We start from the raw sequence: 12,220 nt of genomic DNA on the forward strand, positions 1-12,220 counted from the left end.
TTTAATCGTTTAACCGAATAAACGATTAAACAAATCAACATATTTTAAAGTCTTTGACTCATGTTTTTAACCATCATTTCTTTCCATGGTCTAAAATCTCCTGCTAAGATATGTTTTCTGGCTTCACGAACCAACCACATATAAAAACCAAGATTATGGATCGTTGCAATTTGTTTTCCTAAATATTCATTAGCAGCAAATAAGTGGCGTAAATATGCTTTGGTATATTCAGTATCTACAAAAGTATGCCCCATTTCGTCGATTGGCGAAAAATCAGCTTCCCACTTTTTGTTTTTAATATTGATAGTTCCGTTTGCTGTAAACAACATTCCGTTTCTTGCATTACGAGTTGGCATAACACAATCAAACATATCAATACCTAACGCAATATTTTCCAAAATATTAATCGGAGTTCCTACACCCATTAAATAACGAGGTTTATCTTCCGGCAAAATTTCGCAAACCACTTCAGTCATTGCATACATTTCCTCTGCAGGTTCCCCTACTGATAATCCACCAATAGCATTACCCTGTTGTCCTGCATTTGCAATATATTCAGCTGATTGCTGACGTAAATCTTTATAAGTACTTCCCTGAACAATCGGGAAAAAAGTTTGCTCATAACCATATTTATAAGGCACTTTATCCAAATGATTGATACAACGATCTAACCAACGGTGCGTCATGTGCATCGAGCGTTGCGCATATCTGTAATCACAAGGATAAGGCGTACATTCATCAAAAGCCATGATAATATCAGCCCCAATCGTACGCTGAATTTCCATTACACTTTCCGGTGAAAAAAAGTGATACGAACCATCAATATGCGATTTAAACTTCACTCCTTCTTCCTTAATTTTTCTGTTATTCGAAAGAGAATATACCTGATAACCACCAGAATCCGTCAAAATATTACGATCCCAATTCATGAATTTATGCAATCCACCTGCTTTTTCAAGAATTTCAGTCTGCGGACGTAAATATAAATGGTAGGTATTTCCCAGAATAATATCCGGATTAATATCATCTTTAAGCTCACGTTGGTGTACCCCTTTTACAGATGCAACCGTCCCAACAGGCATAAAAATAGGCGTTTCGATTACGCCATGATCTGTAGTAATACTTCCCGCTCTCGCTTTAGATTGCGGATCTTTTTTCAATAAATCAAACTTCATCTGTTTCTTTTTTCAGTCGGCAAAGATAGTCTAATTTCAGGGAAATTTAATTAATTAGAAAATTTGTCAATTAGAAAATTAGATAATGATTATCCCAACCACAACTTTGGAGTTTGGACTCGAGCGCTAGCGAACAGGCAAAGCAATTTCAAAAAATTGGAATTTAAATATTTTGGGCGTTCCCTTCGGTCGGGCTATCCGCTGCAAGTCCTCGCACTTCCTTCGTCAGGCTGCGGGCTATCCGCTTCTATCCCTAACGCAAAAAGACGTGATGTTTCCATAATAAATTTTTAAATTTGAATAAACCTTACTGTCAGGCTGAGCGGAGTCGAAGCCCGCGTGCCAACAACACAAATAAAATAAAATGAACTTAGCCCAAAAACTTGGATATCCCGAAAACACTAAATTATTAATCATTCATGCCGATGATGCCGGATTATCACATTCCGAAAATCAAGCCACGATTCAAACCCTTCAAAACGGATTTGTAAACTCTTATAGTATAATGGTACCTTGTCCATGGTTTTACGAAATGGCAACCTTTGCCAAAAACAACCCCAATTATGATTGCGGAATTCACCTAACCCTAACTTGCGAATGGGAAAATTATAAATTCGGTCCGGTTCTTCCCATTTCCGAAGTTTCAAGTTTAACAGATCATAACGGGTATTTTTATAAAACCCGAAAAGATTTTAAAGAACACGCAAAACCCTTCGAAATTAAAAAAGAACTCACCGCCCAAATCGAAAAAGCATTAGAATTTGGCATCCAGCCTACCCATCTCGATTCGCACATGTGCAGCGTTGGCGTAACTCCTGAAATTTTAGAAATCTATAAAGAATTAGGTAGAACCTACAATTTACCAGTTTTTATCAATAAAGAATTTGTACAATCGATTAGTTTATCAGACGAAAAATACAATTTCAAAAACACATTTTTAGCCGACAATCTTTTAATTGGCTATTTTTCTGATTTCGAAAAAGGAGAACTAAGATCTTCTTATGCAAAAGCTCTAGACAATGTTCAACCAGGTTTCAATGTCTTTTTACTTCATCCTGCTTTTGATGATCGCGAAATGCAAGGTATTACGATCAATCATCCTAATTTTGGTTCAGCCTGGCGCCAAATCGATCTTGACTTTTTCACCAGCGAAGAATGCCAATCAAAACTAAAAGAAAATAATATTCAAATGATTACCTGGCGAGATATTCAGAGAATTAGATAATTTGTCAATTAGAAAATGAGATAATTATCGAGATACAAAATCAATCTCCTTTAATTTCAATTCCAATTTTGGAATTTGGAATTTGAAATTTGGAATTTTGAGATTAGAGATTTGGAATTTAAAATTGATGTGAATACTGCAATATCCTGATTCTAAAAATATAACATTTTGAAACAATTGATTTCGTAACTTTATAAAACACTTAAAATCAGAGATCATGATAAATTCAGAAGAAAAAAATCCTGTAGATTTAGATCAAATTAAAGATGATCAAATCGAGAAAAATCTGGAGAACTTAGATTATCCTTCCAACGAAGACATTTACAATCAGGAAGAAAAACTAGAAGATATAGATCCGGAAGGAATATCCGGCGAAAGAACTATAAATCCGGACAACAACAATAACGAATGGAAACAAAATAGCGACAAACTCGGAAACGATTTAGATATTCCAGGTTCAGAACTTGACGACGAACAGGAAGAAATTGGTTCTGAAGACGAAGAAAACAATTTTTATAGCGAAGGCGATACTGAATAAACTCTTTTTGCCCCTTTTTTTATAAATTGATTTTTTGCCATAGATTATAAGACTTGTAATGATTTTAAATCACTCAATCTTTTAATCTGTGGCATTTTTTTTAGAATAAAACCATTTTTTATCATCAATAAAATCCATTTTCAAAGATTCTTCAAAATCAATTCAATCATTTTATCGGGATCGTTATCTATACTCGAAAACCTGTTTCACTAAACAAGATTCCTTTTTTTTCAAATTCAGTAAAAAAAAGCTTCAAAATTTAACAATTACACCAAACTAAAGCTAAAAATCATTTGTCAGCCCGCAAAATAACGATTACTTTTGCATCAGTTTAACTTTTACAAATAAAATGAAGCCTAACACACAACAATTAAGCGATTTAACTATCCAAGTAAGAAGAGATATCCTTCGAATGGTACATGCTGTCAACTCAGGCCACCCAGGTGGTTCACTAGGTTGTACTGAATTTTTGGTTACTTTATACCAAAATATTATGGAGCGTAAAGAAGGTTTTGATATGGACGGAATTGGAGAAGATCTTTTCTTCCTTTCAAACGGGCATATTTCTCCTGTATTTTATAGCGTATTAGCACGTAGTGGTTATTTCCCTGTTTCAGAACTTGCAACTTTCAGACTATTAAACTCCCGTTTACAAGGACATCCAACAACTCACGAAGGATTACCTGGAGTTCGTATTGCTTCTGGTTCATTAGGACAAGGTTTATCTGTAGCTCTTGGTGCTGCTCAGGCAAAAAAATTAAATGGTGACAATCACATCATTTACAGTTTACACGGAGACGGTGAATTACAAGAAGGTCAAAACTGGGAAGCAATCATGTATGCTTCTGCTAAAAAAGTAGATAACATTATCTCGACTATTGACCTTAACGGAAAACAAATCGATGGTACTACTGACGAAGTTTTACCAATGGGAAGTATCCGTGCTAAATTTGAAGCTTTTGACTGGGACGTTCTTGAAATCAAAGAAGGAAACAATATCGATGCTATACTTGCAGGTTTAAATGATGCTAAATCAAGAACAGGAAAAGGAAAACCAGTTTGTATCTTATTACATACTGAAATGGGTAATGGAGTTGACTTCATGATGCATACACATGCATGGCACGGTAAAGCACCAAGCAACGATCAGTTGGCAAACGCTTTAGCTCAAAACACCTCAACTTTAGCAGACTATTAAAAAGCGCTCAGTGTCAGTGTCAGTTTTCAACTTAGAAACTTATTCACTTAGAACCTCAGCATCTCAAAAAATATACAATGAAAAAATACGAAAATACAGGAAGTAAAGATACCCGTTCTGGTTTTGGAGCAGGAATGACTGAACTAGGTCAAAAAAACGAAAATGTTGTAGCACTTTGTGCGGATTTAATTGGTTCATTAAAATTTGATGATTTCAAGAAAAATCACCCGGAGCGTTTTTTCCAAATCGGAATTGCTGAAGCCAATATGATTGGTATTGCTGCAGGTTTAACTATTGGAGGAAAAATTCCTTTTACAGGAACTTTCGCTAACTTCTCTACAGGAAGAGTTTACGATCAAATTCGTCAATCTGTTGCTTACTCTGATAAAAATGTAAAAATTTGTGCTTCTCACGCTGGTTTAACACTAGGTGAAGATGGTGCAACACACCAAATATTAGAAGATATCGGATTAATGAAAATGTTGCCTGGTATGACTGTAATCAACACTTGTGATTACAACCAAACTAAAGCTGCAACTCTTGCATTAGCTGATCATCATGGTCCTGCTTATTTACGTTTCGGTCGTCCGGTTGTGCCTAACTTCACTCCTTCTGACGAGCCTTTCGTAATTGGAAAAGCAATTTTACTAAACGAAGGAACTGACGTTACAATCGTAGCAACAGGACACTTAGTTTGGGAAGCTCTTATTGCTGCTGAAGCATTAGAAGCAAAAGGAATTTCTGCCGAAGTAATCAACATTCACACAATTAAACCTCTTGACGAAGAAGCGATTCTTAAATCGGTTGCTAAAACAAGATGTATTGTTACTGCAGAAGAGCACAACTACCTTGGAGGTCTTGGAGAAAGTGTTTCTGGAGTATTAGCCCTAAACAACCCAACTCCACAAGAATTTGTAGCTGTAAACGATAGTTTTGGTGAATCTGGAACTCCAGAGCAATTAATGGAAAAATACAAATTAAACAATCAGGCGATTGTTGAAGCTGTAGAAAGAGTTATCAAAAGAAAATAACATTTAATTTTCTTACTTTATATCAAAAACCCCGAAATCACTTTCGGGGTTTTTAGTTTGTACCAACAAGAAACATCAGTACAATATAAAGATCAGAAGAAAAACAGCTATCGGATTCGAACCTGAATGAACCAAATTCGACACCAGATAAATCTGAACCTCTATAACTTCAGAGGCTGAACGAATAATGGATGATACCCCCCAAGCACATCCTTATAAGTTAAACAAAAAGCACTACTCAATCTACTTAGATTTATAGCTTCTTTCTATTAGCAGCCTCCTTGACTGATCCTTAATTTCAACAAAAGTCCTACTAAACTCTTGTTGCTTTTTTTCAAGATTCGATCATTATTCCTACAAACCTACCATTTTGATTTAGATATTCATTACGGGAAAGCGTAAACCGATAAATTAATTTCTAAAATTTACACAGATTTAACACATGAGATATTTTTGACCATAAAAAAACCCCGAAATTACTTTCGGAGTTTTAGTTGTTATTAAATTAAAAAGTTAGTTCTTTTTAATTGGATATGTTTTATCAAGATGAATTCTTAATCTTCCTTGAGCTGTATAATCCTCTTCTGTAAAAGTTCCATTTACACCTGTTGGTTTTCTAGGAATTCCTCTAGGCTCAAATTCATTTATATTTGGAGTATTCGGATTATCTGCAGTTGGATCCCAAGGATAATACAATCTTGCTCCATAATTAATTCCGCCTATTATACCAATTTCAGTTGTTGGTTTTGTAAGCTCAAATCTTGTAGTAAAACCATCACCATCATCATCAAAATCTACAAAGTCAGCTACTCCATCTCCATCAGTATCATCAATTAATTCAGGCGGTGGTTTCGGATATTTAGTTGTATTTCTAAAATCATAAACATAACCATCACCATTTACATCTTCTAAATAATCAGGAACACCATCTCCTAAAATAACAATTCCTCCTGTTGATGAAGAAATAGTATATTCATTATCCATTCTCTGAAGATCAAACAACTTAAAACTAAAAACCAAACAAGAATAAGCAGGACCATCAGTACCTACAGTACCAGCGTAATAAGCCAATCCTGATGGTACAAACATAACTCCAGCACCATAATTATCGTAAGTAATAACACCTGTTCCTGAGTTTGTTGTAGAAGTACCTGTTCTAAATTGAGGAAAAATCTCAGACCAACCCTCAATTACGCTACCTTCAGGCGAATATGCAAATAAATTAAAGGTCTCTGCATTTCCATAAGAACTATCAAATACCTTCCCATTTAAAAAATTACCTGAATAAGAAGCAACGATTTTATCTGTATTCATTGGCTTACTTCCTGTTCCTTCTCTTAAACTTAAAAAATATACTTCATAAGTAACATCATTACTGTAAACTTTTCTTGTTTTTAATGGATATTCCGTTTGATCCCAAATTGAAACATTTCCATCACCAGGAACTATTTTTTTTATCACGACATCCAGATCCTGCGGAGTTCCAGGAGCATGTATAACGGTCATATAATTACTCTTTAAATACTTAACAATAGAATCATTATCTGCTTTGTATTGTTCTTTATAGTCCCTTAGCGGCACAGTCACAACATCGTCATCATCACTTTTATTACAAGACACAATAGCTATACCTGCAAGTAATAAAATAAAATAATATTTAAATTTATTCATTATTGTTAATTTTTTAGGTGCGCAAGATACAATATTGATTTATTTTTGTAAAGAATTTAACTTTGAATTTAGAAAAATTATGCGAATAGATAAATACTTATGGTGCGTACGTTATTACAAAACCAGAAATATGGTTACTGAAGCTTGCAAAAAGAACCATATTACAGTAAATGGGCAGGTTGCCAAACCTTCGAAAGAAGTCTTTCCAACGGATAAAATTACGTTTAGAAAAGATCAGATTACACAAATTATAACAGTTCTTGACATCCCTGAAAGCCGTGTTGGTGCAAAATTGGTAGATATATACCGAAAAAATGAAACGCCGGCTGAAGCTTATGCGCATTTAGAGCTATTAAAACTATCTAAAGAGCATTACAGAAAAACCGGAACCGGAAGACCAACAAAAAAAGACAGAAGAGATATCGACGAATACGGAAATGATATTATTGAGGAAGAAGAAACGGAATAAATTTCAATTTTCAATTCTCAAAACCCAAAACCCAAATTCCAAAAATTAACAAATAATAAAACTTCAACATCTTTTTAAATTTCAGAGAATTAAAATCTAACATTGGAGTTTATAATTTAAAATTTAGATTTTCACTATTGACATTTCCTTTTCAAATTTGGAATTTGGATTTTTTATATTGGAATTTTATTTAGTTATATTAGCAAAAAAAATAAATCATGAGCAAAAACATCATCTTAACCAATCAGGAAATCGAACATAAAATAAAACGTATCGCTTATCAGATATACGAAACTTTTGTTGACGAGGAAGAAGTTGTAATTGCAGGAATCGCTTCTAACGGATCTATTTTTGCTCAAAAAATTGCTTTGGCCTTAAGCACGATTTCTACACTTAAGGTTTCTCTTTGCGAAGTTAAAGTCGACAAACAAAATCCGCAATTGCCTATACAAACTTCTTTAACAAAAGAAGAATACGCAAACAAAGGATTGGTGCTTGTAGACGACGTCCTGAACTCGGGCACTACATTAATCTATGCTGTTCGTCATTTCTTAGACGTTCCGTTAAAGAAATTCAAAACAGCAGTGCTTGTAGACCGAAATCATAAAAAATACCCTGTAAAGGCCGATTTTAAAGGAATCTCCTTATCGACATCTTTACTAGAGCATGTTCAGGTTGTTTTTGATGACAATGGCGACGATTATGCTTTTTTAAGCTAAAATTTCAAGAATATCCTGAACTGTTTCTTCGACAGCTTTATCATCAACCGAAACTTTATGTTGCGCATGGTTGTAATAATAGCTTCTGTCGAACAAATGCTTTGCGATAAATTCTCTCATCTCCTCTTCATTCATATTAGCGATTAACGGGCGTTTGCTTTTGTTATGAATTAATCTATTATATAAAGTATCTATTGATGCCTTTAAATAAATCGAAGTAACATCGTCTCTTTTTAATAATTCATGATTATTGGCATAACAAGGTGTTCCTCCGCCTAAACCTATGATACTATTTTCTGAAGACTGAAGTAATTCCAGAAACATTTCGTGCTCTAATTTTCTAAAATGGATCTCTCCAAACTGCTCGAAAATCTCATTTATCGATAAATTTGCTTTATTTTCGATGCATTTATCTAAATCTAAAAATGGAATATTTGTAATTTTTGATAAGTTTTGGGCAATTGTTGACTTTCCGCAGCCCATATATCCTAATAATATAATCTTTTTCATTTTAATAAGAACCTAAAAATTAAGGTGTTGTAAATTTTGATTAAAAAAAGACAAATTTATAATAAATAAGCTTGCAAATATCAAAAATAACTCCTTATATTTGCACCCGCATTCAAGGAAAGAATATGACTCGATAGCTCAGTTGGTAGAGCACATCACTTTTAATGATGGGGTCCTGGGTTCGAGCCCCAGTCGGGTCACAAAATTTGTGATTAAACAAAATACTTTTCTTGATAGCATGACTCGATAGCTCAGTTGGTAGAGCACATCACTTTTAATGATGGGGTCCTGGGTTCGAGCCCCAGTCGGGTCACAAAAGGTCGAGTATTCATTTACTTGACCTTTTTTTATTTTAGGCCACGTGGAGAAACGGTAGACTTGCCATCTTGAGGGGGTGGTGCTCGTAAGGGCGTGTGGGTTCAAATCCCACCGTGGTCACTTAAAAAAGAAAAAGCCTGAGAATTTAGATTCTCAGGCTTTTTTTATGGTTCTAAAAATCCTTTCGGAACTTTTTACTTTTTTACAAGATCTCTCTTTGATGGTTATTTTAGTTAGAACCTCATCATGGCTCTTCAGCTTCTTTATTAACACCTATTGTTTTATAACTTGTCGAAGAGGACATAATTCTTAACTTTGACTCTACTATTGGTTTTACAGACCATCAATATTCTTATGAGAAAAGAACATATTCAAATTATCGAAGACTTATCCCACCATTCTATTAATTACTTAGTGGTTGGTGGCTGGGCAATTTTATTTAATGGCTTTAAAAGGCTTCCTAATGATTTAGATATATGGATTGAAAATGAAAAAGAAAATATTGAAAAATTACAAAATTCAGGAATTATATCTAATACAGTTATAGAAGATGATTTTTACATTAAAATTAGAAAAAATAATTGCAAGATAGAATTAATATCACAAATGAATGGACTGTTTTTTAAAGAGAGCTTTGATAATAAGAAAACTATAGTTATCAGTAATAACAATGTAAATTATTTAAATATAAAAGACATCATAACAAATAAAAAACTTTTAAAAAGAAAAAAAGATTTAATTGATTTAAATAGAATTTTATGCCAGTAACACTTAATTTACAACTACCACAAAAAGAATTTTATGTTTTTGAAAATGATTTAAAAAATATAAAATCAATTGCTGATTCTATCATTTCCGGTGATGAATTTCACTAGAATTACCGTGATGAATTATACAAGAACAATAATTATCTCTTTGAATTGTCTTGGGAATTTCATGATCTAATAACAAATGAGAGTGTTGAGCTAAAACAATTCTATGGAGAGGAAGAAATAGAAAAATTTCCTTTTAATTTTTATTACGAAAAATCGAATCCTGAAGACCGCAGAGTATTCTTATCTTCATGGGAGAATACAATAAATCCATACTTGCTAAATGATTTTTTACATAAAATTCTGCAAAGTGAGATTTACAACGATCTAAATGAAGAAACTCAAAATCAAATTACTAAAACTATAAAGCTTACTGAAATAGCAATGAAATATTCAATTAGAATAGGAATAACTATAGATCCTGATTAAATGATACCATATAAATCAAATATTACATTACGTAAACTTTGAATTTTCTACCATCAAGGTCACAAAAGCGGAAATCTTAACTTATAAGATTTCCGCTTTTTTTATTTTTAGCCCTTCCAACTAACATATCGTTTAAATATTTCATCTTTAATAAAATTCCTCTTTATCCTTTTTAAGTTAAAAACAATATATTTGAATTTAAACGAATCACAAAAAAAATGGGATTAGATTACGACTATCGAATATACATCAAGAAAGAAAAACTTAAGAAGGCTCTAAAATTTGTTTATGAGCATTCACAAAAAGAAAGAGTGGCATTTGAAATAGTTAATGACCAACTATATAAAATCGACAAATATGCTAATGGACAAACATCAGCTACTTTACTTGATAACTTTGGAATAAATCAAAGAATAGACACATGTATTGTAGTGGACGAAGACAATAGCATAATTGAATATTATTTATACGATTTAACTCAATATTATCAACCAGACTCTACGGATGAATCTGACTTTATTGACTATTATAAGTGTATGAATAATAAATGGTGGATAGGCAATATTGAAATTCACATTAAAGATTACTCTTCAAAAATGGAGAATTACATAGAACTTCAATTTTGGGCAGTTACAAGCGATATGAGCAGACTTTTTGCTAAGTCACCATCAATTGACAAATATTTTAAAGAATTATGCAGATCTATAGAAGCTGATTACGGATGTATTTACATGGAGGATAATGGATACAGACTTATATGGGCAAAAGGAAAAGAATACAATTTAACGGTTCCCATTCTTTGGAATAGTTTTGAAGAATATGGTTTTATCAAAGTAATTAGCGACATTTTAAAAATATAAAAAGTCTTAAATCGGATTGACAATACTCTTCCAGAAACTTCAAACACTCCCAAATCCCACATCATCCCATCGCAAAAAAATAAAAATACATAAAAAACACATTTTAACATTTGTGTTTTCCCCTCTATTTCAATTCGTTAATCCAAAACAATACTTTTACATTAAATTAACTTTAAAAAAGGTAGTGATATATCTAAAATAACTCCTTATATTTGCACCCGCGTTCAAGAAAACATTATGACTCGATAGCTCAGTTGGTAGAGCACATCACTTTTAATGATGGGGTCCTGGGTTCGAGCCCCAGTCGGGTCACAAAAAAGGTCAAGTATTCATTTACTTGACCTTTTTTTTATTTTAGGATCTTCCAAAAGTGACAGACTTTCTGAAGTGCCTCTCTTTCAATTAAAATAAACCTCTTATTACATTTATTAATAATACTCGAAATATTGTTCGGCTATTTGATTAACCTCTCCTTTGTCATTATAAGAAGTACGCAGCAACCAATTACCATTACTATCATATTTATAAGTATAAGTGGTCGTTTCTTTACGACTAGAATTGATTTTCATTATAGGATTACCAAATTCATCATTTTTATACGTAACTACACTTTTAAGTATTGGTTGATCTAAATATCCCGGAGGACTAACACTCCAAAAAGATTCTTTTATTCTATAATTATTAGCATCATATTCATAATGTTTTTCCATATTCAGCTTTTCATCCTTACCATAATTCAGATGTCCAACTAAATTCCCTTTTTCATCACGAATGAAAACTGTTTTCGACTGCAAGACACTTCCCTCATAAAACCAACAACTTACTTCATTTTTAGCGGCATCCTCTTTTACTGTAATAAGAAATGATTGACTCCTTTTTGTTCCCGGATAATAATAGTCTGACGCATTAAGAACACCATCTGTGTCATAATAATATTTTATTTCAAGTACTTTAGCATTATAAGAAACAGAATTGAATGAAAGAAGAAAGCCTTTTTCATTATACGTATTGCCAATTCCCATTTGACATATTTTATTATTATCTTTAGGTGAGATCGAAAGACCTTCAAGAAAACATTGACCAAATGTTTTTACATTCCCCTTCAGATTAACATCTTTTAGATCATTATGATTGGTTTGCGCCAGTGCTATATTAAAAGTAAAAAACAGAAGACAGGTTGTTGTAAAGAATGTTTGCATTTTTATTATTAAGATTTCTAAGTGAGACCAAAATAAACAATCTCAAATAAATCAAACCTCTTCTGT

Annotated in this window: 13 protein-coding genes and 4 tRNA genes; 13 read left to right on the plus strand and 4 right to left on the minus strand. The window is 32.9% G+C overall.

The genetic code is table 11. The annotated features are described in order from the left end of the window. Positions 1-44 precede the first annotated feature (44 nt). Positions 45-1,175 (minus strand): tRNA guanosine(34) transglycosylase Tgt, encoded by a 1,131-nt coding sequence (gene tgt / locus L0669_RS00230; protein ID WP_173971182.1) that lies wholly within the window; start codon positions 1,173-1,175, stop codon positions 45-47. 364 nt (positions 1,176-1,539) lie between these two features. On the opposite strand from tgt, the gene L0669_RS00235 reads away from it, so the two are divergent. The 4 genes from L0669_RS00235 to L0669_RS00250 all read left to right on the plus strand — a co-directional run bounded on the left by L0669_RS00235 (position 1,540) and on the right by L0669_RS00250 (position 5,167). After that, positions 1,540-2,400, plus strand: coding sequence for a polysaccharide deacetylase family protein (locus L0669_RS00235; protein WP_263760431.1), 861 nt, complete (start codon positions 1,540-1,542; stop codon positions 2,398-2,400). A gap of 217 nt (positions 2,401-2,617) precedes the next feature. Further along, positions 2,618-2,938 carry a hypothetical protein gene (locus L0669_RS00240; protein ID WP_173971180.1) on the plus strand — a complete coding sequence of 107 codons (321 nt, stop codon included), beginning with the start codon at positions 2,618-2,620 and terminating at the stop codon, positions 2,936-2,938. A gap of 349 nt (positions 2,939-3,287) precedes the next feature. Continuing rightward, positions 3,288-4,136 carry a transketolase gene (locus L0669_RS00245; protein ID WP_173971179.1) on the plus strand — a complete coding sequence of 283 codons (849 nt, stop codon included), beginning with the start codon at positions 3,288-3,290 and terminating at the stop codon, positions 4,134-4,136. A gap of 77 nt (positions 4,137-4,213) precedes the next feature. Continuing rightward, positions 4,214-5,167: a transketolase family protein gene (locus tag L0669_RS00250; RefSeq protein WP_263760433.1), complete on the plus strand. Its 954-nt coding sequence runs from the start codon at positions 4,214-4,216 to the stop codon at positions 5,165-5,167. A gap of 513 nt (positions 5,168-5,680) precedes the next feature. Here the strand turns inward: L0669_RS00250 and bamM are convergent. Beyond that, complete coding sequence (gene bamM, locus L0669_RS00255) at positions 5,681-6,838, minus strand: BamM family beta-barrel-assembly machinery protein (RefSeq protein ID WP_263760435.1); 1,158 nt, start codon at positions 6,836-6,838, stop codon at positions 5,681-5,683. 79 nt (positions 6,839-6,917) lie between these two features. Between bamM and L0669_RS00260 the strand changes: the two genes are divergently transcribed. After that, on the plus strand, positions 6,918-7,307 hold the full coding sequence (locus L0669_RS00260) for an RNA-binding S4 domain-containing protein (RefSeq protein WP_173971176.1): 390 nt from the start codon (positions 6,918-6,920) through the stop codon (positions 7,305-7,307). A gap of 218 nt (positions 7,308-7,525) precedes the next feature. Next, the gene (locus tag L0669_RS00265; RefSeq protein ID WP_173971175.1) at positions 7,526-8,026 is read left to right on the plus strand and encodes a phosphoribosyltransferase domain-containing protein; all 501 of its coding nucleotides are present in this window, start codon (positions 7,526-7,528) and stop codon (positions 8,024-8,026) included. Here L0669_RS00265 and L0669_RS00270 read toward each other — a convergent pair. Further along, entirely contained in the window at positions 8,018-8,536 is a 519-nt protein-coding gene (locus L0669_RS00270; protein ID WP_263760438.1) for a shikimate kinase, read from the minus strand. The two genes, L0669_RS00265 and L0669_RS00270, sit on opposite strands and share 9 nt — an antisense overlap. Positions 8,537-8,663: 127 nt before the next feature. Here L0669_RS00270 and L0669_RS00275 point away from each other — a divergent pair. The 7 genes from L0669_RS00275 to L0669_RS00305 all read left to right on the plus strand — a co-directional run bounded on the left by L0669_RS00275 (position 8,664) and on the right by L0669_RS00305 (position 11,267). Beyond that, positions 8,664-8,736: transfer RNA gene (locus L0669_RS00275), tRNA-Lys, on the plus strand. Between the two features lie 40 nt (positions 8,737-8,776). Then, positions 8,777-8,849: transfer RNA gene (locus L0669_RS00280), tRNA-Lys, on the plus strand. Between the two features lie 42 nt (positions 8,850-8,891). Further along, a tRNA-Leu gene (locus L0669_RS00285) sits at positions 8,892-8,974 on the plus strand. A 234-nt stretch (positions 8,975-9,208) separates the two neighbouring features. Continuing rightward, positions 9,209-9,622 carry a hypothetical protein gene (locus L0669_RS00290; protein WP_263760440.1) on the plus strand — a complete coding sequence of 138 codons (414 nt, stop codon included), beginning with the start codon at positions 9,209-9,211 and terminating at the stop codon, positions 9,620-9,622. Positions 9,623-9,774: 152 nt separating this feature from the next. After that, the gene (locus L0669_RS00295; protein WP_263760442.1) at positions 9,775-10,095 is read left to right on the plus strand and encodes a hypothetical protein; all 321 of its coding nucleotides are present in this window, start codon (positions 9,775-9,777) and stop codon (positions 10,093-10,095) included. Between the two features lie 218 nt (positions 10,096-10,313). Next, positions 10,314-10,955: a hypothetical protein gene (locus tag L0669_RS00300; RefSeq protein WP_263760444.1), complete on the plus strand. Its 642-nt coding sequence runs from the start codon at positions 10,314-10,316 to the stop codon at positions 10,953-10,955. A gap of 239 nt (positions 10,956-11,194) precedes the next feature. After that, a tRNA-Lys gene (locus L0669_RS00305) sits at positions 11,195-11,267 on the plus strand. 116 nt (positions 11,268-11,383) lie between these two features. Here the strand turns inward: L0669_RS00305 and L0669_RS00310 are convergent. Further along, complete coding sequence (locus tag L0669_RS00310) at positions 11,384-12,154, minus strand: hypothetical protein (protein WP_263760445.1); 771 nt, start codon at positions 12,152-12,154, stop codon at positions 11,384-11,386. Between the last annotated feature and the right edge of the window lie 66 nt (positions 12,155-12,220).

Origin of the sequence: Flavobacterium bizetiae (assembly GCF_024271895.1) — a bacterium.
Classification (GTDB): Bacteria; Bacteroidota; Bacteroidia; order Flavobacteriales; family Flavobacteriaceae; genus Flavobacterium; species Flavobacterium bizetiae.